Genomic DNA, 24,625 nt, shown 5'->3' with positions numbered 1-24,625 from the left:
CGCGAAAATCTAGCTAAGCTGCAGAGTGAAGTGAGCAGTGAGATCGATGCTAAAACTTAAGCAGCACGTGGCAACTGATCATTATCATTCGCAGCTTTTTGCTTAAACTGGAATAAGACAGCACCGGTCGTGGGCTGTTGCAAACCGGTTTCGAGGATAAGCCAAGGATAGGCTCGCGTGCCTTGAGCTAATAACTCGCGTGAAACACCAATATCATCTAATTGGCTATCGTTCAGCTTGCTCAAATTACGTAAGGTGCGATTTTTCTGGAAGTTTTCGATCATACTAGCGTAGATCATGGCTAAGGCTTTCATTTTATTTCTCTAGGTGAGGTGTGTAATGTGTTTATGGTGTTAATCATTAATTTATGCAGATAAATTCTAGAAATAATGCTGCGATGCAACAAGCTAATTTTTTTCATCTGCAGGCTTAGGAATGTTGACCTGAAGGGTTAATTATTGATTTAAAAAGTGCGACTCAGTAATTGGTTAAAGCTGCTAGAGGGCTTATGCTACTGTGTTTAATGCAAGGATAGTTGGCATGCAAGATTATAATAAGGGCATTGCCTTAATGATTTTCACTACCTTTATTTTTGCTATTCAAGACACCACGACTAAACTGCTTGGTAATAGTATGCCAGTGTTGCAGTTTCTGGGGATTCGCTATTTAGTCTTCTTTGGTTTTGCCGTTTGGTGGACGACTCGCAAGCGCCCTCTGCGTGCAGTGGTCAAAGTCAAAAATGTGCCTGTACAATTATTGCGTGGCGTGCTTCTGGGTTTAGAAAGCTTATTATTTGCTTGGGCGCTTACCCATATTGGTGTGGGGCAAATGCATAGTATTTTTGCCTGTTTTCCACTGATGGTCACAGCGCTATCACCTTTATTCTTAGGGGAAAAAGTAGGCTTGATCCGCTGGTTGGGTATTTTGGTAGGCTTCCTTGGTACGCTAGTGATTATTGCACCCGGTTCAGTATCTTTTTCAGTTTATAGCTGGGTAGCAGTGGGGTGTGCAGTGCTATTTGCCATCTATAGTTTATTAACCCGCTATGTGGCGAGCACCGACAGTGCCGATTCCTCTTTGTTTTATACTGGTTTGATGGCTGCTGCAGTGACTGCGCCTTTTTTACCTTTCTTTTGGGAACCGATGACGCTGAGTGAAGGTTTAATAGTCGCAGCGCTTTGTCTACTTGGTATTTTAAGCCATTATTCGATGATTCACGCTTTAAAATATACGCCTGCTGTTGTGTTGCAGCCCTTCAACTATTTTGTTTTACCTTGGGTTTTACTATTTGGCTTTTTAGTGTTTGGGGAGGTGGTCTCCTTCAATCAGCTCTTAGGGGTCTGCTTAGTCGTCGGCAGTGGCTTATTTATCATCTATTATCAGCGCCGTTTAAAAGCTTAAAGGAGCAAAAAATGCAGGTGATTATTCGTAAAGCCGTCTTGGCAGATGCAGTAGTTATTACTGCGTTTAATCAACAGATGGCTTTAGAAACCGAACACAAAGAGCTGATTCCAGAACTCGTTTTAGCAGGTGTGCACAGTTTACTGACTAATCCAGCCTATGGTTTTTATTTAGTGGCTGAGCACGAAGAGCAAGTTGTCGGCTCTTTAATGATTACTACCGAATGGAGCGATTGGCGGAATGGTGTGTTTTGGTGGGTACAGAGTGTCTATGTGCAGCCTAAGTCGCGCCGCCAAGGAATTTATCGCAAGCTTTATGCTGCCGTTAAAGCTTTAGCGACTGAGCAGGGCAATGTGTGTGGTTTCCGTTTATATGTCGAAAAGGATAATCAGCAGGCACAACAGACTTATCGGGAATTAGGCATGCAAATCACGGATTATCTCCTTTATGAGGAAATGCAGGCAGGGATTCGTTACTTAAAAGAGCAGGCTAGTTAAGCCTGCTCAGCTTGCGGTTTTTAAGCGCGTGCTTAAACGGTTGTTGGTTTGATGGTGATACGTCGTGCAAAATTCGCCATCACAACACCATAGAATGGGATAAAAAGTAATAAGTTCACCACTACTTTGATGGCATAATCGACCGCAGCTATTTCTGGCCAATTGGCTGCCATGAAGGCATCACTACTCTGATAGAAAGCAATACTGAAAAAAACCGTAGTATCTAAAAAACCGCCAATCACATTCGAAGCAGTCGGTGCAATCCACCATTGTGGCAAGCTACGTAAACGATTAAATACATACACATCTAACAACTGTCCGAGCGTATAAGCTAAGAAGCTCGCAAAGGCAATTCGGGCTACAAAGCTATCAAATTGGCTTAAAGCTGCTGAGCCTCCCGTTTGCAAGACTGAAAACAGATAGGAAATCAGTAGTGCGGGTAGCATGGCGGTATAGATGATTTTGCGCGCTAAACTGGAACCAAAAATCCGTACTGTTAAATCCGTTGCTAGAAAAATAAAGGGAAAAGTGATTGCACCCCAAGTGGTGTGAACGCCAAAGATTTCAACCGGGATTTGTACAAGGTAATTGCTGAGCGCAATGATAAATAAATGAAAAGAAACTAGCACTAACCAAGTGACTCGTAAGGGAGCCGGAGGGAATAAACTCATAATTTTGACCTTTTTGTCGTTGGGGGTGAGGGAACCCAAGTTAATCAAATGCAAAAGCGGCGCGATTATACGCCTAGTTTTTCAAGGAACTCAATAAAATTGCCTGAAAGTCGGAGCTGCGCAGTTAGGCAGCTCATGGCTAAGATTTTGTGCTTAAGAAGCTAAACCTTCTGCTTTTAAAGCGGCATGTACCCCAGGGCGTTCAGCCATGCGTTTTTGGAAAGCTGTTAAATGTGGCCAAGCGGCTAAATCTAATTTACTCACCCTTAACCAACGCGTCACTGTGAATAAATAGCCGTCTGCTACTGAAAAGTCCTCACCAAGCAGGTAATTTTTATCGGCTAAATGCTGATTCACATAGGCATAGCGCGCTTCTAAATTCGCTTTAGCGACCGCTTGCCAGTCTGCACTGCCATGATGGAAAAAAGGCACAAAGGACTTGTGCAATTCAGTACCGATATAAGTCAACCAAGCCTGTAACTCGTAACGTGCCATAGTGCCATGCGCGGGTACTAGGTTTTTCTCCGGTACTTGATCCGCAATGTATTGCACAATCGCGGGGCCTTCAGTCAGTAGCTCGCCAGAATCTAATAATAAAGCGGGTACATAGCCTTTAGGATTGATCTCAGGAAAGCTCACACCTGATTCGGTCAGTTTAGTTTTTAAATTTACTTTCTCAACTTCAAAGGCTAAGCCTGACTCTTGTAGAGCGATATGGGGAGATAAAGAACAGGCGCCAGGGGAGATAAAAAGTTTCAAAGCGACCTCCTATAATGAAAAATGTGAGGAGTAAACCATAAGTCAAGTACAGACAGATTGCTAATTATCTTTGTTGAAGGCAGCACTCTGGTTGGTATTGAACAAGACCCATAAAGCTAAGATAGTAGCGAAGCCCAAGGCATACAGTAAAGCTGCACCCAAACTCCACGCAAAGCCCGCACAAATGCCTAAGGCAAGCAGAATTGCAGGTCGATATTTGTGCTCGACTAAACGCCAAGCGGCTAGCATTGAAGCAATATACACTAAGATAAATATTCCATTTGCCCAGAGAATTAAAGCTTCAAAGCTTTCACCTAAGCTATAACTGAGGATTAAGCCTAGGCTTGCCACGACTAAAACAAGTGCTAAAGCACGCTTAGGTACACGATGCTTATTCAAAGCCTGCAAAGCGGTCGGTAAAACAGCGTCTTGGCTTAAAGATAAAGACCAAGCCAAGCGCGCAAAGCTCGCCATATAGACATTCACCGTCGCTAAACCACTGGCTAACCCCAAAATCCCAATCACCCAGCGCCCACTGTCACTATGCAATAAGGTTTCATAAGCGCCAACCATAGCTAAAGGGGCATTGGCATCGAGACTACTCATTAAAGTACAGCTCAGATAAATACAGCCTACCAGTACCGTACCGCCCAAAACCGCTGGCACAAAGTCTTTCTTGGGCTGTTTAAATTCAGCCGATAAATGTGTCACGGCTTCAATCCCTAAAAAGCTCCATAAAGCTAAGCTCATCGCCTGCAAAACACCACTACGCGTACCTGTGGGCAATTCGGTTTTAGCTAAGGGTGTTTGCCAAATAAAGGCAAGGATTAGGCTGGTTAATACGGTGACAATCGCCAAGGTTAAACCTAATTGAAGCCGCCCTGATAACTGCATACCGCGCCAATTTAAGGCAAATAATAAAACAAAAGCCAACAGTTGCCCGACTAAGGCTTGGAAAGGCGTGAGGGTAATGAGTGGTTTTAAAAATTCAAAAGTAATCATTAAAGCTGCGGGTGCACCCACCGGTATGATGCATAAAAATAACAGACCGATCATTTGCCCATAGGCTTTGCCAAATGCTTGCTGGACAAAAAATGCAGGGCCGGCGGCATTGGGAAAATGCTTGCCTAATTCTGCAAAGACTAAAGCCAAGGGTAAAATCGCAAGCGTCAAGAGTAACCACGCCCCAGTTGCCCAGCTACCTGCTAGATTCAAAGTCAGTTGCGGTAAAATAAAGACGCCTGTGCCTAACAAAGTGGTGCTCACTAAGCCGATTCCTTGCCAGCGTGTAATCGTCGGATTTAAGCTTGTCATGCTGATAGTTCTTTAGAAAAAACTTAGTTTAAGTGAGTTCTAATTTGCAGACTGTCGTCTCTGGCCGTGATTCTGGGCTTTTTTAAGGTTTAAATACGCCCAATTGCTTGTTGATTAATCTTTAAAGTGTGTCTGTATGGATGATTTTGATCAGAAAATTTTGCAAGTCTTGCAACAAAATGCACGCCAGAGTGTTTCTAGGATTGCTACCCAAGTAAATCTGTCACGTTCTGCCGTTTCAGAGCGCATTAAGCGTTTAGAGGAAACTGGGGAGATTCAGGGCTATCAAGTCATCTTGCGTCAATCTGCACAGCAGCAAATTCATGTTTGGTTTGAAGTGCGCCATACGGGGTTCTGTGTGGGGATCGTGGAGCAGGTGATGGCACTGGCGGGGGTACGCGAATGCTATGGGATCAGTGGCGACTTAGATATGTTGATTAAAGCTGAAGTAGGGTCTTTAGCAAAGGTTGAGCAACTACGCGAAAAAATTGATGCACTTCCGGCGGTGAAGCAAGTGGTTACGCATATCGTATTGCGGGAGTGGAAAATTTAATTTGATCCCCACTGTCTAAAGTGGACAGTTTAAGAAGCGAGGTTTCGTTTAATCGCTCTTTCAAACGCTACCAGACTTTGGTAGTCATTGTCGTAGCAGTTACCTTTAGCACTCATACTGCCGATAAACTGATGTTTTTCCAGTAATTCACGGTAGATATGAGAACAATATTGGCTGCCCCGATCCGAATGAACCATGACATTTATCGGGCGTTTGCGTTGGAAAATCGCCATGCGCAAGGCCGCACACACCAACTCGGTGGTCATGCGTTCTGCCATTGACCAGCCAATGACGCGCCGTGAATAGAGATCAATCACCACTGCGAGGTAAACCCAGCCTTCCGCCGTGGCTAAATAGGTGATGTCACTCACCCATTTTTGATTCGGCTGCGAGGCGGTAAAGTATTGATTCAAAAGGTTTTTAAACACAGGTAACGTGTGCCGACTATGGGTCGTGGCTTTGAAGGTGCGTGCCGCTTTCGCTACCAACCCCTGACGACGCAAACTGGCAGCAATGGTTTTGATGTCATACGGCTGGTTCTGGCGTTGCAGTTCACGTTGAATGCGTTGTGCGCCATAACGTTGCTTGTGTTGTTCAAAACACTGCTTAACCTCTTGATCTAAAAACTGTTTCCACTGCAAACGGGCACTGGGTTTGCGGTTTAACCACGCATAAAACCCACTACGTGATACGCCAAAGTAACGGCATTGCGCAGCTACCCCAAACGTCGACTGATGTTGTTTCATGAAACCGTACTTCACTTCAGTTGTTTCGCGAAGTAGGTGGCCGCCTTTTTTGCAATGGCGAGTTCCTCCTGCACTTCCGCTAACTCACGCTTTAAACGCGCATTTTCCACGGCGAGACTCGTTTCACGCTCACTCACCGTTTGTGCGTGCTCAAACGCCTTGCGCCATTGATAAAGCTGGGATTCGTGCACACCCAACTGTAACGCCGCTTTGCCAACGCCAATCTGCTTGGCGAGTTTCAACGCTTCTTGTTTGTACTCGTGGCTGTGATGCGTATACGTCGTGCTTTTCGGACTGGGGGATTTTGTCTTACTTATCCTGCAGTACCTTTTCAGTTCATCGCAAAGATACTCCCTTTTCCTTCTGTCCACTATTCGCGGAGGGGATCAGTTATAAATGGAGCATATTCTGTGAACACGCCCGCGGATTGGTCAAACTGGCAGCATAACCCCGATGACCCCAACCCTTGGTACACACTTTATGTGGATAGTGTCACGCCTTTATCCTCTGAGGTGAAACAGGCTTGGCTAACAGATAGCAGTCGTAAAAGTCGCCAATATCTACTGCCGATGGTTCGTCCCTTAGCTCGTGCTACGATTATTTTCAATCAATTGCTTAAAAGCCTGTTACCCCATTGGCGGCATCCAGCCGCTTTGCATAACACCATTGTCTGGGGCTTAAAACACTTTGTTAGCCCCGAAGCGAATCGGTTTATCCTGCGCCATTTCACCTTAGGCAGTGAGATTCAGCGGTTTATTCTGGATAATTTACCGGGTATTGAAATTCAGTCTCTGCATTTTATGCGCTTTCAGACCTTGGAAGAGTTAAGAGACGATGCCTTCTTAAAGCATGATTTGAATCTCTTCAATTTTATAACCAGTCTGAATTTGGCTTTAAAAGCACAAGGGCGTGAGATTGTAGCCCCTGAGCAATTGAATTTTGCTGCGATCACCGATGGCGATTTTCCTATTCACGACCTACCAAGGGGGAAGCTTAATAAAATTGATATTCAAACCGCGATTGAGCTGTATACGCCGATTTTTCAGTTTTTTCTAAGCGATAATGATTTCTGGCGCTCAGTCAATTCTTTGCAATTAGATGAGACGATAGCGCTGTATGTCAGCAAAATTTTGCAGGATCCGTTGCCAGTATTACTATTGAATAATCGCCATCCTTTAGTACCGCATTCAACGCTGAAAGCAGGCTTTCGTTTAGTGTTGCATGGCTTGGCGACCGAGATGTTGCATCAGCATTTAGTGCTGTTGAAGCGTAAACAGACTGCTGAGTCAGTAAATAGTGCTACTTGAACTCTATCTCTTTAGGAGCATATAGCTTATAGCCATTGATCAGTATGCTGGAAGCAAGTGAGTGTGGTAGGAGTTGATTATGCAGCCAAGCATTACACAAAATACAATTTCTCGTGACAATGAAGGCTATCTACTCAATCCTGAAGATTGGTCTGAAGAACTAGCGGAAGCTTTGGCGCTAGAACTAGGGTTTGAATTAGTCGGCGAGCAACGCGAAGTAGTGTGGTTCGTGCGTGAATATTTTGAGCAGTATGCGAGTGTGCCGGAAGCGCGCAAAGTCTTGAAGTTTATGAAAGAGCAATGGGGCGCGGAGAAAGCTACCCGTAAATATTTATATAAACTCTTCCCTAGAGGCTATGCGCAACAGGCCTGTAAAGTAGCCGGTATGCGCAAGCCTTTGAAATTAATGCTGGATTTATAGTGTATTTCCAATCCCTACTTTTTTAGCCATGCTGCTGAAATGATTCAAGTCTAAGGCTGCTTAACTAAAATAAGTTGCTCAGTAGCAAAGCCGAGCGCTTGGGCGCGTTGGATTAACTGCTCTTGAGTTGTGGGGTCTAGGCGGGGTGTGCGTGAGAGTATCCACAGATAACTACGATTATTGCCGATAATCAGGGCGTATTGATAGTTTTTATCTAGCTCAACGATATTATAGCCGCCGTAAAACGGGCCAAAGAAAGAAACTTTCAAGCGGCTCACTTGTGGTGACTCTACAAACTGAGCGCGCCCTTCGGCTTCTTGCCACTGCTGTTTAATGGCGTTGAAACCACGATTAAGTACACGTACTGAACCATCTTGATTCAAGCTATAGGTTGCGGTGACTTGTTCTAAACCACGCTCGAAGCTGTGGTCGAGACGGGCGATTTCATACCATTGACCTAAGTAGTGCTCTAGCTGAAAATTATCAATGGGCTTAATCCCTTCGGGGATTGAGGTACAAGCGTTCAGCAAAAATAAAGGTAGAGCGAGTACCCAAGTTAAATAAAATTTTTTCATTACAATACTCTTATACAGGGGTTACGGCGATTTTAACGGCAAGAATTGCGCCTTGCTGCAAAAACAACTAGTATTAGAAAAACTTATAAAATGTCATTTCATAATTATTATATAAAGGGCTAGCAAATGACTCCATTTCAACCTCATCCAGAAGTGAATCCGGGCTGGGTTAATAATATAACCGAAGTACCGCTAGTTCCCGTGATCGAAAACACGGCTCATGCACAGATGCCAATGAATCAAGGTTTTGAACCAGAGGTAGCAGTTACGACTGAAGCCCCTATTGCTGAAGACGACTTACAACTCTTAAAGCGTTTAGGCTACTCCTACCAAGTCTTAGCTTCTTCGATTGTCAAAGCTAAGCAAGCGCAACAAGATTTACGCGGTAAATTGGCTATTTATAAGACCGTTATTGAAGAACGCCAACAAGAACTGCAGCAAATCTTATGGCAGTTAGCGGAGCAACAAGCCAATCCCAGCGCTGTGCCGGCTAATGAAGCAGAAATAACCGAAGAGTTTACCCAGTTAAAAGAGCTTATCAAAGATACGCATCATGAGTCTTTACTTACCAAATTGAATCAAATGCAGATAGCGGTTGAGAGTGATCGCCAACATGTGCCGGAAGTATTGAGAGCCATGCGCAGTGAGTTAGATTCAGTAATCTTACAAGCACTGCGTTTAACTGCTTTGGAAAATTTGAATGGGGCTTATAAGAAGTATCGTCAATTCCAAGAGTATAATTCACGTGCCGAACAAGAATTTCAGTCTTTAGTGCGTGCCTTTAATCAAGCCTAAAGGTCTTTAAAAAACGCAGTCACTTTGTATAGGCTGCGTTGTTGATCTCATTAAATAGTATTAGGCAGTGGTTTTAGAAAGTCGCCATTTCAAGAGCAGATAACCTAGTAGTGCTGAAGCAATCGAGCCGACCAGAATGCCTAAGCGATCATTAGTGACTAACGTTGTACCCTCAAAAGCCAGTGAACTAATAAATAAGCTCATGGTAAAGCCAATCCCGCCGAGCAAAGCTACCCCATATAACTCCCACCAACCAATGCCTGAGGGTAATTGCGCAATTCTTAATTGAATCGCCAACCAGCAGGCACCAAAGATCCCCAGTTGTTTACCTAAAAATAAACCTAAAGCAATACCTAAAGGAATCGGCTCTATAATAGAGTTGATGGATAAGCCATTCAAAGATACGCCCGTGTTCATAAACGCAAATAGCGGCAAAATCACATAAGCAACGGAGGTATGTAAATCGTGTTCCAGCCCTTCAGCTAAAGTCTGATGCTTGCCTTCAGGTGCGCGCAGGGGAATGAAAAAGGCAAGTAACACACCGGCTAAAGTAGCATGCACACCCGATTTTAAGACTGCAACCCACATGACAAAGCCGATTAGCAGATAAGGGGACAGGGACAAGACACCCCGTCGATTAAAGATAAACAAAATCACTAAAGCAGCCCCTGCAATACTTAGAGAAACCGCTGATAGTTTAACCGTGTAGAAAATCGCGATGATAACAATCGCACCTAAGTCGTCGACAATGGCTAAAGTTAGGAGGAACAACTTTAAGCTGGTGGGTACGCGCTTGCCTAATAACGATAACACACCCAAAGCAAAGGCTATATCCGTAGCAGTAGGAATCGCCCAGCCACGCATCGCATACGGATTATCATAATTGATTAGGCTATAGACTAAAGCCGGAGCCACCATACCCCCTATAGCGGCGATCACTGGGAGTGCGGCTTTAGACAGATCAGCTAATTCACCTTGTAAAACTTCGCGCTTAATTTCCAAGCCAACGGTGAGGAAAAATAACGCCATCAAACCGTCATTGACCCATAGTAGCAAAGGTTTAGCGATTTCTAAGGCACCTACCTGAACGCTCACAGGCGTATTCAATAAGGCTTGATACCAATCTTGTAAAGGGGAGTTCACAGCGAGCATCGCTAGCATGGCTGCAATCACTAGCAAAATTCCACTGGCTGACTCTAAAGCTAAAAAGCGTTGAATGGTTTGTTTCATCAAAGTGGTTCTTTTATTCTGTTATTAACAGACATCGTAACATCCTAAGATAAGATAGAGGATTAAACTTAGTCGGATACCAAGGTTTTAGGTTTGATCTCTCCTATACCACAGTAATTAAATATTTTTATCAGTATTTGTGTGTTTTTTGTTCATAGCCTAGTCAGTTTCTGCTTGAATAGATTGTTTTGATAGTCTAGCCTTATAAGTTGATTTTTTCCTTAATTAGTCGTCTTGCGAGGAGACCATAATGAAAAATCAACAACTCATGCCGGAGCGCATGGGCTTTAAGCTTGGACGCAGGTCTAGCTTGATGAGTTATTGGCTACTTGGTTTAGTCTTGTGGTTTTTCAGTTCGCTTGCGTGGGCAGGAACAACTTGTAAAGTCGACTACAACATCCCTAATCAATGGGGCAATGGTTTTTCTGCCAATGTAACCCTCACCAATACCGGTGATGCGTGGTCTAGTTGGACGGTTGCTTGGGATATGCCCAACGGGCAGAAAATTACCGGCTTATGGAATGGCAGCTACACCCAAACCGGTGCGGCCGTCACAGTTAAAAATGCAAGTTGGAATGGCAAGGTTAACAATAGCACAACAGTGCAATTTGGCTTTAATGGCTCACATACGGGAACCAATCAAAAGCCTAGCAATATCGCTGTTAATGGTGTGCTCTGTGAAGGAAATCCACTACCTCCTAAACCTGCTGTCGTGGCGTGCGATGTCAAATATGCTATTGTCACTGAATGGGATACGGGCTATACCGGTGATGTAGCTATTAAGAATACGGGTGATGCTCTAAGTAATTGGACGGTCGCTTGGGATATGCCTGATGCTCAGCAGCTCACGGGTATGTGGAATGGGGTTTATAAACAGACTAGCAGCCATATTGATGTAACGCATGCCGGTTGGAACCAACTAATCGCTGCAGGGGGTACGCTGCAATTTGGCTTTAATGCTAATCACAGTGGGCTTAATCGTATTCCCGGTAATATCAGTGTCAATGGAGTTAAATGTACCGGACAGGTAGATCCACCCGCACCTCCCCCTCCCTCCTGTGAAGTGAAATATCAAATCCAAACCCAATGGGAGACTGGTTTTACAGGAACAGTCGATATTAAAAATACCGGTGCTCCTTGGAGTGGCTGGCAAGCCACTTGGACCATGCCAACGGGGCAAAAGTTAACTGAGGGCTGGAATGGACAATTTAATCAAGCAGCGGATAAGGTCACGGTTGGGCATATAGAAAGTAATAAGATTGTCCGCCAAAATAAGAGTCTTTCCTTTGGCTTTAATGCTTCGCACACGGGCTTAAATATTGCCCCGATTGATCTAGCAGTGAATGGCACGCGCTGCAGTGGTCAGGCTGATACACTGCAGTTACCACCCAAAGCGCCTACACAATTAAAAGTGAGCCTGATCGAAAATAATTATGCTGATCTGAATTGGCAAGATACCAGTGATAATGAAGACTCTTTCGTCCTAGAGCGTCTCCAAACTGGCGGAAACTGGGTGGCCTTAGTAACTTTAGCGGCGAATACGCTCAGCTATCAAGATAAAACCTTAGCGGTTGGCATCACGTATGAATATCGTTTAAAGGCAGTGAATGTTTCAGGCTCGTCAACTTATACCGATATTGTATTAGCTAAGCGCCAAGATCGAACCGATATTCGGGCAGCGATGTTGGTGAATAATTGTGCTGCCTGCCACGGTACTGACGGCTATAGTTCGGGGCCGGGAACTCCCTCAATTGCCGGTCTAAGTAAAAGCTACCTAGTTCGTACGATGAAAGCTTATCGTACGGGTGAACGGGCTTCGAGTGTCATGAATCGGATTGCCAAGGGCTATACCGATACTCAAATTGAGCGTATGGCTGATTATTTGGCCGCTCTGCCGTTTAAAGCAGCCCCACAAATTACTGATCAAACTCTTGTTAATCGTGGTAAGGCAGTCCATGAAAGTAACTGTGTTTTTTGCCATGTGGGCACGGGCAATGATATGAGCTTGACAGGTACCCGTCTTGATGGGCAGTGGGCTGGTTATTTGCATGCTACGCTTGAGGATTACTACCTAGGACGTAGCAGCAATATTCCGACCGAAATGGCACATCAAATGACTAACTTAAAGTTATTGTTTGGTGAGGATGTGTTAGTCGCACTGGCTCAATATTATGCGGCGGATGCTACTGCGAAAGCCGGAGGAAACAATGGTGGGGATAACGGGGGCGGGGATGATGGGGGGAACTCAACGGATACCGTGCCGACTGCACCTACTGTGTTTATTGCCACTGCAGTGGATAATAGTAAAGTCAATTTAGCTTGGAAAGATACTAGCGCTACCGAGCTAGGTTTCCGGGTTGAACGACGTGCTATGGGAGCGACTGATAATGATTGGGTTAGTCTGATCGATTTAGCCAGTAATACCCAAGCCTATACCGATACGACGGTTGCAATGGGCTTGGGATATGACTATCGGGTATCAGCGTTTAATACCAAAGGCAGCACCGCAAGCACGATAGCAACGGTGAGTTTACAAACAGCCTTACAATATGGTCAAAGCCAATATCAACGTCAAGGTTGTGCGAGTTGTCATGGTGCGGATGGCAAGGGTGGTTTTACCAAAGTGGCTTTAACTAAATACACCTCTGCTGATTTAGCGAATTTAACCAAAGTTATTCACGATACCATGCCGCCTGGTAATCCCGGAGCCTGTACAGGGGGATGTGCTTCGGCTATTGCTAGTTATATCACCGAAGTTTTAGTTCCGAATGCTAATGGTGGGGGAGATGATGATACTCAAGCTTGCCTAGGCTCACCCCCTGCCAGTGCCCGTAGTTTGAGATTGCTAACTCGCCAAGAATATCAAAACACGGTCAATGATTTACTGGGTTTGCAACTGGATCTCTTGCATAAATTACCTGAAGAAAATCGGGTCGATGGCTTTGATAATAATGTGGCGCAGAATCAGATTACCAGTTTGAGAATGGAGGCTTTCCTGACCCAAGCTGAGCAATTAGCATCGCAGGCGGTCTTGCAAAGTTGGAATCATTTAGTGCCCTGTGGTCAACAAGATGCTGCTTGTGGACGGCAATTTATTCAAAGTTTTGGCAAGCGTGCTTTCCGGCGACCTTTAACAACGACTGAAGTGGATAGTTTTGCGCTGAATTTTAGTGGTATAGCTTTCAAAGATGCGGTAGAAAAAACCGTCATGGGGATGCTGATGTCACCTCATTTCCTCTACCGTTCTGAGCTGGGAGAGTTGCAAACCGACGGTACCTATAAGCTCACATCCTATGAGGTTGCTAGCAGTCTTTCTTACTTGTTCTGGGGCAGTATGCCTGATGCGGAATTAATGACAGCGGCTGATCAGAATGCGCTGGATACTGCGCAACAACGTATCACCCAAGCTTCACGTTTATTGGCAGCAAGTCGAAGTCGTCAGCAAGTGGGTAATTTTGTTGGGCAATGGCTACTCAAAACCAATCCGTATTTCTTGCCCGCTAAAGATAGTAGTGTCTATCCTGCCTACACTGATGCAGTACGCCTAGCTATGTCGCAAGAATTGATTAATTTCTTTAACTATGTAACTTTTGATTCGACGCAAAGTTTCCGTGAGTTATATGAGGCGGATTATGTGTTGGCGAATCAGACTTTAGCAAATTTCTATCAATTGACCGGGCCAAGCAGTAATAGCTTTGAGAAAACGCCGGTGGCGGATGGCACACGGCATGGTATTTTGACCTTAGGTGCAGTTTTAGCCCGCTACGCGAATAGTAATGAATCCCATCCCTTCAAACGTGGGCGCTTTTTCTTTGAGCGAGTGCTTTGCCATGATTTACCAGAGCCAGCCAATATGGGGATCGTTGAGGCACCGGATCCTGATCCGAATATGACCACCCGTGAGCGTTTTGCTTTCCATAGTAATTCGGGGACGAGTTGTTACAGTTGTCATCAATACTTGGATGGTCCTGGATTCAATTTTGAAAAATATGATGGTGCGGGTCAATTCCGGCAATTGGAAAACGGTAGTCTGATTGATGCGAGCGGCATCTTGCGGGGTATGGAAACTTATTCGCCAACTGAAGAGCTGAGCGTAACCGATCTTGGTTATCTCAGCCAATTGCTCGCAGATAGTCCCACGGCTGCTCAATGTTTAGCGCGCCAGTATTATCGTTATACCACGGGGCGTAGAGAGTTTTCGGCGGATAGCTGTGCTTTGGAGGATTACCTCCAAACTTATAAAGATAATAATTACAACCTACAAACGATGTTGCTGAGCATTGTGAATGCGCCTAACTTTACCTTGCGTCGGGCGCAATAGGGGATATGAGCATGAGCCAAGTGAATGAGCGCCGTAAGTTTCTGAAATGGGTGGCGGCCGGTTTTGGTGCAGCTATGTTGCCCTATGGCAATATGGCCTTTGCGGCTGACCCACCTCGACGAGTGATTTTTGTGTATTTCCCAGATGGAATGCGTCCTGAGCATTGGCATCCATCAACGACTGGTACTAATTTCGTTCTACCACGGATGACGGCTCCTTTAGAGCGGGTGCGTCAGCACTGCGTGTTTTTAGGTGGGATCGACATGAAAGGTTCCGGCTCTACCCATGAAGGTGGAGTCTTAAAATTACTCACCGGTGCAGATGGGCGCGCGAGTGATAAAGCCGTCAGTTTAGATTATTACCTTGCACAATCCTTTAAGACCCAAACGGTGAGACCCCATCTGAACTTGAATATTGTTCCCGTTTGGGATAGTGCGGGTGTGACATTTGATGCAAATGGTTTGCGAGTTGCCCCTGAGCCTAATCCTTTAGCCGCATTTGAGTCTTTATTTGGGGCGAATGCGGCTGATAATTTCTTAGTGCAGCGGCGTTTAAGTGTCATGAGTGCTTCCTTGAATGAACTGAATGCTTTACGTAATAATTTAGGCTCAGTCGAACAGGCCAAGTTAGATACGCACCTTGAGTCTTTGCGGGAGTTAGAGCAAAAGCTGAATGCTAATGCGGGTGTTTGTGCGGCGTGGAATTTCAACCCTACAGGCTTTAAAGTCACACGCACGGGTTTCTGGAGTAATCCCGAGTATCGGGATGCGAGCAAAATGGGCTTGATTAGTAGCTTGCAAATGGATATTGCCGTACATGCTTTAGCCTGTGATTTAACGCGGGTAGTGACCTTAACTTGGGGGCATGCAGTGAATGAGGCGGTGATTGCCGAGTCAGGTAGTGGTCAGACTTGTCATCAGGCTTCGCATGGCGGTGGCGAGGACTTTATTAAAGTAAAAGCTTGGTACACCGAGCAATTAGCAAAACTCATTGAACAGCTTGCCAGTGTGCCAGAAGGCAGTGGGACACTTTTAGATAATACCTTGATTTTTGTAGGCAGTGATCTAGCGAATGGTGGTTGGCATAACCATACCGATATGCCCTTTATTCTCGCAGGTGGGAATAGTGCGGGGATTAGCGGGGGACGTAGCTTAAGGTTCAATGGGACACCACATAATAAAATCTTGGTGTCGATGGCTCAATTTATGGGGTTGAATCTGAATCAGTTTGGTACTCAAGATACTAATCCAGGGCCTTTGCCCGGTTTGATCGCTTAGGAGAGGCAAAGTATGCTGGATACTCGTCGTAGAACATTTCTAAAAACATTGGTTGCTGGAGCAGCAGTGAGTAGCCTAGGGTTCCCTGCGATTGTCGGCGCTGCAGGCCAACGGGTGGTGGTCGTTGGTGGTGGGACAGGGGGTGCAACGGTAGCGAAATACTTACGCCGCTTGGATAATACCCTTGATGTCACCTTGATTGAAAAGAATGCCATTTATACAACTTGTTACATGAGTAATGAGGTCTTGAGTGGCGAGCGTAGCTTGGAGTCCTTGCAGTTTAATTACGATGGACTGAAGGCACATGGGGTCAAGGTGGTGATTGATGAAGTCACAGGCATTGATTATGACGCCAAACTGATTTTAACCAAAGGGGGTGTGAGCTATCCCTATGATCGTTGTGTGGTGTCGCCGGGGATTGATTTTAAGTATGAGGCGATTGCAGGTTATAGCGAAGCAGCTATCGAGACTGTGCCCCATGCTTGGAAGGCGGGTGCGCAAACCCTGTTATTACGTGATCAACTCCATGCGATGCCAAATGGGGGTCTTGTGGTGATTGCTGCTCCCCCGAATCCTTATCGTTGTCCGCCCGCCCCTTATGAGCGTGCTAGTCAAATTGCCTATTATTTAAAACAGCACAAACCGAATTCTAAACTGATTATTCTTGATCCTAAGCCAAGCTTTACTAAGCAAGCTTTATTCGAGCAGGCATGGAAAGAACTCTATGGCTATAAAACCACTGACTCGCTGATTGAGTGGCGATCCAGTGATCAGGCTGCCGGAGTGGTGGAGGTCGATGTTAGTTCAAAAACGGTGATTACGGAATTTGGTGATCGGGTTCAAGGGGCAGTACTCAATGTGATTCCGCCGCAAAAAGCCGGTAAGTTAGCCTTTGATGCTGATTTGGTGGATAGCACGGGCTGGTGTCCGGTCAATAAGCAAAGTTTTGAATCCACGCGTCATCCTTATATGCATGTGATTGGTGATGCCTGTATGGCAGACTCCTTGCCTAAATCAGGTTTTGCCGCTAATACGGAAGCTAAAGTTTGTGCTGCTGCTATTCATGCATTGTTGAATGGTCTGGAGTTGGCAAGTCCAGCCTTCTCGAATGGTTGCTATAGTGTGGTTGGTAAGAATTACGCGATTTCAGTCGTGGGTGTTTATCGGCTGTCGGATAATGGCAAAGTGATTGAAAGCATTCCGGGGAGTGGCGGCGTCTCCTCTGCCACTGGGACTGCACAAGATCGTTTGTTCGATGCGAGTTATGCTTATAGTTGGTATAACAATTTTACGCAGGATGTGTTTAAGTAACACATCCTTGCTTAAGTCACCGACTAGTGTTGCGAGGCATTAGTGGTGGGAACCCGCCATAATAAGAATCCACCTATGACAAACAGAATAAGTATGGCTAATAAGCCTAGGCGTGACGAACCAGTAAGTAAGCCAAACCAGCCGACTAACAAAGGCCCGAGGACAGCGGCAAACTTACCCAGCATATTATAAAAACCAAAGAATTTAGCCGCTTGATCGGCAGGAATTAAACTCGCATACAAGGAACGACTTAAAGCTTGTACCCCGCCTTGAACTAGGCCAACACAAATCGCTAGTGCATAGAAGCCTTGCACAGATTGCATTTGCGAGGCAAAAATCGTGATCGCAATATAAGCTGCTAGACCAATTAAAATGCCTTTCTTAGCTCCCAATTGATTCCCTAAATATCCAAAGGCTAAAGCGGCTGGGAAGGCTACGAATTGGGTGATTAACAGCGCAGTAATCAAACTATCTTGGGGGAAGCCTAAGGTTTGTCCGTAATCAACAGCCATTACGATTACTGTGTCAACACCATCAATGTAAAACCAATAGGCTAATAAAAATAAACCAACCGATTTTAATTGACGAATATGCCGGAAAGTATCTAGTAAATCCCGCCCGCCTTCAGCCATCAAAGTCAGCAACGGTGGGCGTTTAGCCATGCTAGTACGACGTTGACGCACAAATAACCACATGGGAATCGAGAATAAAGCCCACCATAGAGCCGTAATCCCAAATGCCCAACGGACAGCAAGAAGTTTATCTGTCCCTAAATTAAACCATTCAGGGTGCAGCGTCATCAGTACACATAATAAAAAGAGTAAGCCTCCTCCCAGATAGCCCATGCCATAACCCAAAGCGGAGACACGATTAAAATCTTGCTCTTCAGCGACATCAACGAGTAAGGAGTCATAAAAAATGTTGGCTCCTAGGAAACCCACAACCGCTAGTACAAAAGCGAACATGGCCATTTGCCATTGATTCACGCCAATCACCGTCAATAATAAGGTGGTACTCACACCAATCGCGACAAAGGTAGCAAGTAGCGGTTTTTTTAGGCCACCGCGATCCGCCACTGCACCTAGGAACGGTGCTAATAACATCACGGATAAACTGGCTAAAGCATTCGCTGTGCCTAAATGCAAGGTGACTTCTTCAGAGGGCAGTTCTTTAGCCCAGTAGCTGCGGAAAAAAATCGGGAAAAAAGCCACGACCACAGTGGTTACAAACGCTGAATTCGCCCAGTCGTAAAAGGCCCAAGACCAGCGCTCGCGCAGGCTGGGTGTGCTGCTTGTCATTATGCTTATCCTGTTTGAGTAAAGACTGGACTTGATCTTATGCACAAAAGCTGCCTAGGGCAATCTAAGCCTGATAAACATAAATACGAATGATGCCTCTAATTTTTTTTATTAGCACAGCACTTTAGACCTTAGGAAAATAGCTAAGGTTTGTTCGCACTAGCCTAAAGCTTTAAACTACCATGCATTATCAAGGTTTTGCGTGGATGGTTAGCATGTCCTTATTTTTCATTGACCGACCCATATTTGCTTGGGTTATCGCCATTATAGTGATGTTAGCAGGTCTGCTCTCCATACCGAATCTGCCTATTGCGCAATATCCTGATATCGCTCCCCCCACGATTTCTGTGTCTGCATCTTACCCCGGTGCGTCTGCAAAGACGGTCGAAGATTCAGTCACACAAATTATTGAGCAGAAAATGACAGGCTTAGATGGTTTGCAATATATCGCCTCCACTAGTAGCTCCTCAGGTAGCGCGCGGGTAGATTTGAGTTTTTCTGCCGATACCGACCCTGATCTGGCTCAAGTTGAAGTACAAAATAAGCTCCAGCTAGCACTCCCACAGTTACCGGCTGCGGTACAACAACAGGGTACAAGAGTCAGTAAAAGTTCGAGCGGTTTCTTACAGATTATTGGTTTTATCTCTGAAGACGGCAGCATGAGCCAAACGGATATTGCTGACTATATCGCTACTACTATTCAAGACCCAATTAGTCGAGTGGATGGGGTCGGCAGTACGCAAATCTTTGGTTCGCCTTATGCGATGCGAATTTGGCTCGACCCGCTAAAAATGAGCATGTATAAAATCACCACGACTGAGGTGAAAAGTGCTATTCAGGCACAAAATACTCAAGTCTCAGCGGGACAACTAGGCGGTACACCAGCAGTACCAAATCAACCGATGAATGTGACTGTGACTGCGCAGTCTGTCTTACAAACACCTGAGCAATTTAATGCCATTACGGTGAAGGCAAATGCTACAGGGGGGGTAGTGCGCCTAGCGGATATTGCGCGGGTGGAGCTAGGAAGCGAAAGCTATGATGTGGTATCACGGATTGGTGGCAAGCCTTCAGGCGGTTTATCCGTCACCTTGGCTAGTGGTGCGAATGCTCTGACGACTGCTGAGGCGGTTAAGGACAAGCTCAAAGAGTTAGAGGCTTATTTCCCTAAAGGTCTCACTGCGATTATTACCTATGATGCTTCACCCTTTATTAAAATCTCGATTGAAGGCGTGCTGATGACTTTAGCTGAGGCGATGCTCTTAGTTTTTATCGTCATGTTCGTGTTTTTACAAAGTTTCCGCGCCACGTTAATTCCAGCGATTACCGTACCGATTGTTTTATTGGGTACGTTGGCTATTTTGAATGTGTTCGGCTATTCGATTAATACCCTCACCATGTTTGCAATGGTCTTAGCGATTGGCTTGTTGGTGGACGATGCGATTGTAGTGGTGGAGAACGTCGAGCGCCTCATGCATGACGAAGGCTTATCTCCAAGGGAAGCTACACGTAAATCTATGCGGCAAATTACTGGTGCTTTGATTGGCATTGCCTTAGTACTAGCAGCCGTGTTTGTGCCCATGGCTTTCTTTGGTGGTTCAACCGGGGTGATCTATCGACAGTTCTCGATTACCTTGGTTTCAGCAATTACGCTGTCGGTGGGGGTTGCGTTGATTTTGACGCCCGCTTTATGTGCCAGCCTTTTAAAAGCCAGTGATGCCAAAGATAAAAAGGGCTGGGCAGGTTGGTTTAACCGTAGCTTTAATCGCTCCAGCAAACGTTATCAAGTGATGGTCGGTGGGATGCTCAATAAACCCATGAGTTATGTACTGATTTATTTTTTAATTATTGGGTTAATGAGCTATCTATTTGTACGTTTACCAACTTCTTTTCTACCCGATGAAGATCAAGGTACTTTATTCGTTCAAGTGCGCTTACCACCCGGAGCGACTCAAGAAAGCACTTTAAAAGTGGTAAGTAAGGTCGAGAAATATTTCTTAGAGAATGAAAAAGAGGTTCTCAAAGCGGTGATGGCAGTGGGTGGGGTTGGCACGGCTGGGAATGCGCAAAATGTAGCGCGCTTATTCGTGCGTTTAGTCGATTGGGATCAGCGTAAACGTCCCGATCAGACTGCACAAGCCATTGCTAAACGTGCTTCTGGCAAATTGCGCAGCATTCAAGAAGCACGTGTGGTGGTGAATGCGCCCCCCGCCGTGCGTGGTTTAGGGAATTCCGCAGGTTTCTCGGTAGAGATTCAAGATCGGGCTGGTTTAGGCCACGAAGCTCTAATGAAAGCACGCGATGATTTTATCAAAGCAGCTTCGCAAGATCCGCGTTTAACGGCAGTGCGGGCGAATGGCATGGATGACAGCAGCCAATATCAAGTGGATATTGATGTACTCCAAGCGAGCGCAAGGGGCATTTCTATTAGCACGATTAACGATACGCTCTCCACGGCTTGGGGTGGCGCGTATGTGAGCAACTTCATTGACCGCGGGCGGGTCAAAAAGGTTTATCTGCAAGGTGAAGCTACGAGCCGAATGATGCCAGAAGATTTAGATCGCTGGTTCGTGCGAAACGCTGCGGGCGATATGGTACCGTTTTCAAGTTTCTCGACAGGTAGTTGGACTAAAGGGCCACCTTTGTTAGAGCGCTTTAATGGGATTAGTGCAGTGGAAGTGACGGGCGCACCAGCAGAGGGTGTAAGTTCCGGTATGGCGATGCAGATTGTCGCAGATTTAGTGGATAAATTGCCAGAAGGCATTGGCTATGAGTGGACTGGCTTATCCTATCAGGAGGCTAAATCGGGCGCACAGGCTCCTCTACTTTATGCTTTATCCGTATTAGTGGTGTTTTTAGCACTCGCAGCTTTATACGAAAGCTGGTCGATTCCTTTTGCGGTCATTTTAGTGGTTCCACTTGGGGTCTTAGGCGCAGTGTTAGCCACCGATCTTCGTGGTTTAAACAATGATGTGTATTTCCAAGTCGGTTTACTCACGACGATAGGTTTGGCAGCTAAAAATGCGATTATGATCGTGGAGTTTGCGCGTAATCTATTGACTCAAGGTTATGCTTTGATTCCCGCTACTTTAGAAGCGGTACGGATTCGCTTGCGTCCCATTCTCATGACTTCGTTTGCTTTTATTTTAGGGGTACTGCCTTTGGTGTTAAGTACGGGAGCGGGTGCTGGCAGTCGACATGCTGTTGGTACGGGCGTTTTGGGAGGGATGATTGCAGCTACGATTTTAGGGATCTTTTTTGCACCGTTATTCTTTTTGGTAGTAAAGAAAATTTTCCCTGAAAAAATTAAAGAAGAAACATTACAAACAGTAACTCAAACCGAAGTGAGTGTCTAAACTCATGCAAGGCTCCGTAGTAAAACAGCATTGGCATTCGACTTGCTACTCAGTACACTGCTGCGCTGATTGAATAGGAGTAGCAGTTTTGGAAGCTTTTTTAATTTCAACTGGGATCGTTGCGCTAGCCGAAATGGGTGATAAAACCCAGCTTTTATCGTTAGTCTTGGCAGCTAAGTTTCGCAAGCCTTTGCCGATTATTTTAGGCATTTTAGTTGCTACTTTGCTCAATCATGCTCTGGCTGGTGCAGTAGGTACTTGGTTGACCTCAGTTTTAGGCCCGAATGCTTTACGCTGGATTTTGGGTATTGGCTTCTTAGCTATGGCTGTCTGGATGCTGATTCCGGATAAATTGGATGAAGAAGATGCGAATGTCAAAGTCTCGCGCTTTGGTGTGTTTGTGACCACCTTGATTGCTTTCTTTTTTGCGGAGATGGGTGACAAAACTCAGGTAGCTACTGTAGCTTTAGCGGCGCAATATCAGGCTTTAGTCGCAGTCGTAGCGGGGACGACTTTAGGGATGATGTTGGCGAATGTACCTGCGGTTTTTATCGGTGATAAGTTAGCGCACAAATTGCCCCTCAAGCTGATTCACGCGATTGCGGCGGCTATTTTTGCGCTTTTAGGGGGGCTCGCCTTAATAGGAGTCGGCATGTGAAGCCCGCCTTTGTCTTGCGGCGGAATAATTTCCGCGATCATAGTTTATTGTTGGATTTGCTCACGCAAGACGAAGGGCGCATCAGTGCAGTGGCGCGTTATTCTAAAAAGCAGGCAGCGCGCATTAAAGGGATGTTAGAGCCATTTCGCTTATTGGATGCAGCTTGGGTCGGACGTGGTGAGGTGTTTACTCTGACGCAAACCGAAGAAAAAGGCCGGTATCGTTTACAGCAAGGTGCTTTAGTACAGGGTTTTTATTTAAATGAATTGTTCTTGCGAGCTTTTCAAGCCCATGAACCAATTCCTGAGCTATTCCAACGCTATCGAGAAGTCTTGTATCTTCTCCAATCCGGTGAAAATTTGCCGGCTGTCATGCTCTTAGAGTTAGAGTTATTAGAAGCTTGTGGTTATAGCCTTAATCTTTGGCACGATGATCATGCAGGGTTTGAGTTGCGTGAGGCGCTAAGCTATCGGTTTCGCCCCGAAGTGGGCTTAGCGATGGTAGATCAGGTCTTAGCTGAGCCGAACGATACCTTGATTTCTGGTAACTTATTATTAGCTTTACGTGCGCCTGAACAGATGACCCTGAGCGCTTGGCGTGAACTTAGGGTGGTTTTAGATCGACTCTGGCGAGTACATCTCAAAGGTAAGACTTTATATGCTCGCCAACTTATCGCTGGCTTCAGCTAATGCGAATTGTTGGAGTCGGTACCGATATTGTCGAAATCGCGCGAATTAAACGCTTATTAGAGCGGAATTCGGAGCGCTTTGTTGAGCGTATTTTGCACCCGCATGAAATGAGCGCATTGAAAACCAGTAGCAACCCAGCCGCTTGGTTAGCTAAACGCTTTGCCACTAAAGAAGCAGTGGCAAAAGCCTTAGGTACAGGGATTGGTAAGGATGCCAGTTTCTTTGAAATCGAAACTAGCCATAGTGATTTAGGTAAGCCACACGTGCATTTGCATGGTACTGCTTTAGCGAATGCGGAGCGCTTAGGGGTAACAGAGATCCAAATGTCGCTAGCGGATGAGCGCGAATATGCGGTCGCTTTCGTGATTTTAATAGGATAACCAGCATGTATTACCCAACGATTGAAGACTTTATTGGCAAAACACCGCTCGTGCGCTTACAGCGCTTACCCGGCAATACCAGCAATACTATCTTGGCTAAATTAGAGGGCAATAATCCTGCCGGTTCGGTCAAAGATCGGCCTGCTTTAAACATGATCCGTCAAGCTGAATTGCGCGGTGAAATTCAAGTCGGTGATACACTGATTGAAGCAACTAGCGGTAATACGGGGATTGCACTGGCGATGGTAGCGGCGATTAAGGGTTATAAAATGATCCTGATCATGCCGGATAATTTAAGTATGGAACGGCGTGCGTCGATGAAAGCTTATGGTGCTGAGCTACTCTTAGTGAGTAAAGAACAAGGTGGAATGGAGGGGGCGCGGGATTTGGCTTTGCAATTAGAGCGTGAGGGTAAGGGTAAGGTTCTCAATCAGTTCGCAAATGCTGACAATCCAGCAGCGCATATTCTAAGTACTGGGCCGGAAATTTGGCAGGATACCCAAGGCCAGATTACGCATTTTGTGAGCGCGATGGGTACGACAGGAACGATTATGGGTACTAGTAGGTATTTAAAATCGCAAAATCCGAGTATTCAAATTGTTGGAGTGCGCCCGGCTACGCAGCAAGATGCAATTCCGGGGATTCGGCGTTGGTCACCTGAGTATTTGCCAGAAATTTTTGAGGCTCAACATGTTGATCTGGAAGTGGACGTGACGCAGTTAGAAGCTGAAACGATGATGCGGCGCTTAGCTGCAGAAGAGGGAATTTTTTGTGGTGTTTCTTCTGGTGGTGCGTTGGCGGCCGCTTTGCGTTTATCGCAAGCCTTAGAGAAGGCTACGATTGTGACCATTATTTGTGACCGTGGGGATCGGTATATTTCGACGGGTGTGTTTCCGGCTTAAATGGATTGTATAACCCTGCTACTTCCAGCCAATCTGGCATTCTCTCAGTAAGCAGCCTATGCTCAGGATCAGATCAAGTTCTTTGGTAGTCTTATGACTAAGGATTCAAACATGCAAGATACCTATAAGCCAAAAACTCAAGTCGGCAAAGGTGGTGAAATCCA

21 protein-coding genes and 1 pseudogene are annotated in these 24,625 nt (G+C 45.6%); 14 read left to right on the top strand and 8 right to left on the bottom strand.

From position 1 onward, the window contains the following. Window positions 1-56 precede the first annotated feature (56 nt). Entirely contained in the window at window positions 57-314 is a 258-nt protein-coding gene (locus tag Q0307_RS15780; RefSeq protein ID WP_298661843.1) for a DUF1127 domain-containing protein, read from the bottom strand. A gap of 226 nt (window positions 315-540) precedes the next feature. Here Q0307_RS15780 and Q0307_RS15775 point away from each other — a divergent pair, with 226 nt between their 5' ends. Together Q0307_RS15775 and Q0307_RS15770 are read left to right on the top strand one after the other, a co-directional pair. Beyond that, window positions 541-1,401, top strand: a complete 861-nt coding sequence (locus Q0307_RS15775) for a DMT family transporter (protein ID WP_298661842.1) — start codon at window positions 541-543, stop codon at window positions 1,399-1,401. 11 nt (window positions 1,402-1,412) lie between these two features. Beyond that, window positions 1,413-1,898: a GNAT family N-acetyltransferase gene (locus Q0307_RS15770; protein WP_298661841.1), complete on the top strand. Its 486-nt coding sequence runs from the start codon at window positions 1,413-1,415 to the stop codon at window positions 1,896-1,898. Window positions 1,899-1,930: 32 nt separating this feature from the next. Here the strand turns inward: Q0307_RS15770 and Q0307_RS15765 are convergent, their stop codons facing one another. From Q0307_RS15765 to yjeH, 3 genes are all read right to left on the bottom strand, one after another. Further along, a complete protein-coding gene (locus tag Q0307_RS15765) occupies window positions 1,931-2,569 on the bottom strand; it encodes a 7-cyano-7-deazaguanine/7-aminomethyl-7-deazaguanine transporter (RefSeq protein ID WP_298661840.1) in 639 nt (212 codons plus the stop codon). A gap of 153 nt (window positions 2,570-2,722) precedes the next feature. Next, a complete protein-coding gene (gstA, locus tag Q0307_RS15760; RefSeq protein WP_298661839.1) occupies window positions 2,723-3,328 on the bottom strand; it encodes a glutathione transferase GstA in 606 nt (201 codons plus the stop codon). 60 nt (window positions 3,329-3,388) lie between these two features. Continuing rightward, on the bottom strand, window positions 3,389-4,642 hold the full coding sequence (gene yjeH, locus Q0307_RS15755) for an L-methionine/branched-chain amino acid transporter (RefSeq protein ID WP_298661838.1): 1,254 nt from the start codon (window positions 4,640-4,642) through the stop codon (window positions 3,389-3,391). Window positions 4,643-4,778: 136 nt separating this feature from the next. On the opposite strand from yjeH, the gene Q0307_RS15750 reads away from it, so the two are divergent. Continuing rightward, window positions 4,779-5,195: an Lrp/AsnC family transcriptional regulator gene (locus tag Q0307_RS15750; RefSeq protein WP_298661837.1), complete on the top strand. Its 417-nt coding sequence runs from the start codon at window positions 4,779-4,781 to the stop codon at window positions 5,193-5,195. An 86-nt stretch (window positions 5,196-5,281) separates the two neighbouring features. Here the strand turns inward: Q0307_RS15750 and Q0307_RS15745 are convergent. Continuing rightward, window positions 5,282-6,258 (bottom strand): annotated as a pseudogene (locus Q0307_RS15745) (IS3 family transposase); the annotation flags it as partial. A gap of 93 nt (window positions 6,259-6,351) precedes the next feature. On the opposite strand from Q0307_RS15745, the gene Q0307_RS15740 reads away from it, so the two are divergent. Beyond that, the gene (locus Q0307_RS15740) at window positions 6,352-7,248 is read left to right on the top strand and encodes a hypothetical protein (RefSeq protein WP_298661836.1); all 897 of its coding nucleotides are present in this window, start codon (window positions 6,352-6,354) and stop codon (window positions 7,246-7,248) included. Window positions 7,249-7,327: 79 nt separating this feature from the next. Next, entirely contained in the window at window positions 7,328-7,669 is a 342-nt protein-coding gene (locus Q0307_RS15735; protein WP_298661835.1) for a TusE/DsrC/DsvC family sulfur relay protein, read from the top strand. Between the two features lie 50 nt (window positions 7,670-7,719). On the opposite strand, the gene Q0307_RS15730 is transcribed toward Q0307_RS15735, so the two are convergent. Beyond that, window positions 7,720-8,244 carry a lipocalin family protein gene (locus Q0307_RS15730; protein ID WP_298661834.1) on the bottom strand — a complete coding sequence of 175 codons (525 nt, stop codon included), beginning with the start codon at window positions 8,242-8,244 and terminating at the stop codon, window positions 7,720-7,722. A gap of 126 nt (window positions 8,245-8,370) precedes the next feature. Here Q0307_RS15730 and Q0307_RS15725 point away from each other — a divergent pair, with 126 nt between their 5' ends. Further along, on the top strand, window positions 8,371-9,039 hold the full coding sequence (locus Q0307_RS15725) for a hypothetical protein (protein WP_298661833.1): 669 nt from the start codon (window positions 8,371-8,373) through the stop codon (window positions 9,037-9,039). Window positions 9,040-9,099: 60 nt separating this feature from the next. On the opposite strand, the gene nhaA is transcribed toward Q0307_RS15725, so the two are convergent. Further along, window positions 9,100-10,269 carry a Na+/H+ antiporter NhaA gene (gene nhaA, locus Q0307_RS15720; RefSeq protein ID WP_298661831.1) on the bottom strand — a complete coding sequence of 390 codons (1,170 nt, stop codon included), beginning with the start codon at window positions 10,267-10,269 and terminating at the stop codon, window positions 9,100-9,102. Window positions 10,270-10,519: 250 nt separating this feature from the next. Between nhaA and Q0307_RS15715 the strand changes: the two genes are divergently transcribed. The 3 genes from Q0307_RS15715 to Q0307_RS15705 are packed head-to-tail and all read left to right on the top strand — an operon-like array spanning window position 10,520 to window position 17,178. Further along, entirely contained in the window at window positions 10,520-14,590 is a 4,071-nt protein-coding gene (locus Q0307_RS15715) for a cellulose binding domain-containing protein (RefSeq protein ID WP_298661828.1), read from the top strand. An 11-nt stretch (window positions 14,591-14,601) separates the two neighbouring features. Next, window positions 14,602-15,867, top strand: coding sequence for a DUF1552 domain-containing protein (locus Q0307_RS15710; protein ID WP_298661825.1), 1,266 nt, complete (start codon window positions 14,602-14,604; stop codon window positions 15,865-15,867). 12 nt (window positions 15,868-15,879) lie between these two features. Beyond that, complete coding sequence (locus tag Q0307_RS15705; RefSeq protein ID WP_298661823.1) at window positions 15,880-17,178, top strand: NAD(P)/FAD-dependent oxidoreductase; 1,299 nt, start codon at window positions 15,880-15,882, stop codon at window positions 17,176-17,178. Window positions 17,179-17,201: 23 nt separating this feature from the next. Here Q0307_RS15705 and Q0307_RS15700 read toward each other — a convergent pair whose 3' ends face one another. Further along, window positions 17,202-18,476: an MFS transporter gene (locus Q0307_RS15700; protein WP_298661822.1), complete on the bottom strand. Its 1,275-nt coding sequence runs from the start codon at window positions 18,474-18,476 to the stop codon at window positions 17,202-17,204. Window positions 18,477-18,691: 215 nt separating this feature from the next. On the opposite strand from Q0307_RS15700, the gene Q0307_RS15695 reads away from it, so the two are divergent. The 5 genes from Q0307_RS15695 to cysM all read left to right on the top strand — a co-directional run bounded on the left by Q0307_RS15695 (window position 18,692) and on the right by cysM (window position 24,461). Then, a complete protein-coding gene (locus Q0307_RS15695; RefSeq protein WP_298661820.1) occupies window positions 18,692-21,832 on the top strand; it encodes an efflux RND transporter permease subunit in 3,141 nt (1,046 codons plus the stop codon). 88 nt (window positions 21,833-21,920) lie between these two features. Next, window positions 21,921-22,490, top strand: coding sequence for a TMEM165/GDT1 family protein (locus Q0307_RS15690; RefSeq protein WP_298661818.1), 570 nt, complete (start codon window positions 21,921-21,923; stop codon window positions 22,488-22,490). Continuing rightward, the gene (gene recO / locus Q0307_RS15685; protein ID WP_298661817.1) at window positions 22,487-23,179 is read left to right on the top strand and encodes a DNA repair protein RecO; all 693 of its coding nucleotides are present in this window, start codon (window positions 22,487-22,489) and stop codon (window positions 23,177-23,179) included. The genes Q0307_RS15690 and recO overlap by 4 nt, the downstream gene beginning before the upstream one ends. After that, a complete protein-coding gene (acpS, locus tag Q0307_RS15680) occupies window positions 23,179-23,559 on the top strand; it encodes a holo-ACP synthase (protein WP_298661816.1) in 381 nt (126 codons plus the stop codon). The genes recO and acpS overlap by 1 nt, the downstream gene beginning before the upstream one ends. Before the next feature lie 5 nt (window positions 23,560-23,564). Next, window positions 23,565-24,461 carry a cysteine synthase CysM gene (gene cysM / locus Q0307_RS15675; protein WP_298661815.1) on the top strand — a complete coding sequence of 299 codons (897 nt, stop codon included), beginning with the start codon at window positions 23,565-23,567 and terminating at the stop codon, window positions 24,459-24,461. Window positions 24,462-24,625: the final 164 nt, after the last annotated feature.

Source organism: uncultured Thiothrix sp. (assembly GCF_937873765.1).
Classification (GTDB): Bacteria; Pseudomonadota; Gammaproteobacteria; order Thiotrichales; family Thiotrichaceae; genus Thiolinea.
Note: the sequence above shows the minus strand (reverse complement) of the source record. Positions and strands in the feature narration are given on the sequence as shown.

Excerpts from the sequence above, each read along its gene's own strand:
- Q0307_RS15775 (WP_298661842.1), top strand. The coding sequence starts at position 541 with ATGCAAGATTATAATAAGGGCATTGCCTTAATGATTTTCACTACCTTT.
- yjeH (WP_298661838.1), bottom strand. The coding sequence starts at position 4,642 with ATGACAAGCTTAAATCCGACGATTACACGCTGGCAAGGAATCGGCTTA.
- Q0307_RS15780 (WP_298661843.1), bottom strand. The coding sequence starts at position 314 with ATGAAAGCCTTAGCCATGATCTACGCTAGTATGATCGAAAACTTCCAG.
- Q0307_RS15750 (WP_298661837.1), top strand. The coding sequence starts at position 4,779 with ATGGATGATTTTGATCAGAAAATTTTGCAAGTCTTGCAACAAAATGCA.
- Q0307_RS15735 (WP_298661835.1), top strand. The coding sequence starts at position 7,328 with ATGCAGCCAAGCATTACACAAAATACAATTTCTCGTGACAATGAAGGC.
- acpS (WP_298661816.1), top strand. The coding sequence starts at position 23,179 with ATGCGAATTGTTGGAGTCGGTACCGATATTGTCGAAATCGCGCGAATT.
- Q0307_RS15710 (WP_298661825.1), top strand. The coding sequence starts at position 14,602 with ATGAGCCAAGTGAATGAGCGCCGTAAGTTTCTGAAATGGGTGGCGGCC.
- cysM (WP_298661815.1), top strand. The coding sequence starts at position 23,565 with ATGTATTACCCAACGATTGAAGACTTTATTGGCAAAACACCGCTCGTG.
- Q0307_RS15730 (WP_298661834.1), bottom strand. The coding sequence starts at position 8,244 with ATGAAAAAATTTTATTTAACTTGGGTACTCGCTCTACCTTTATTTTTG.
- Q0307_RS15695 (WP_298661820.1), top strand. The coding sequence starts at position 18,692 with ATGTCCTTATTTTTCATTGACCGACCCATATTTGCTTGGGTTATCGCC.
- Q0307_RS15700 (WP_298661822.1), bottom strand. The coding sequence starts at position 18,476 with ATGACAAGCAGCACACCCAGCCTGCGCGAGCGCTGGTCTTGGGCCTTT.
- Q0307_RS15770 (WP_298661841.1), top strand. The coding sequence starts at position 1,413 with ATGCAGGTGATTATTCGTAAAGCCGTCTTGGCAGATGCAGTAGTTATT.
- Q0307_RS15715 (WP_298661828.1), top strand. The coding sequence starts at position 10,520 with ATGAAAAATCAACAACTCATGCCGGAGCGCATGGGCTTTAAGCTTGGA.
- Q0307_RS15705 (WP_298661823.1), top strand. The coding sequence starts at position 15,880 with ATGCTGGATACTCGTCGTAGAACATTTCTAAAAACATTGGTTGCTGGA.
- Q0307_RS15765 (WP_298661840.1), bottom strand. The coding sequence starts at position 2,569 with ATGAGTTTATTCCCTCCGGCTCCCTTACGAGTCACTTGGTTAGTGCTA.
- nhaA (WP_298661831.1), bottom strand. The coding sequence starts at position 10,269 with ATGAAACAAACCATTCAACGCTTTTTAGCTTTAGAGTCAGCCAGTGGA.
- Q0307_RS15725 (WP_298661833.1), top strand. The coding sequence starts at position 8,371 with ATGACTCCATTTCAACCTCATCCAGAAGTGAATCCGGGCTGGGTTAAT.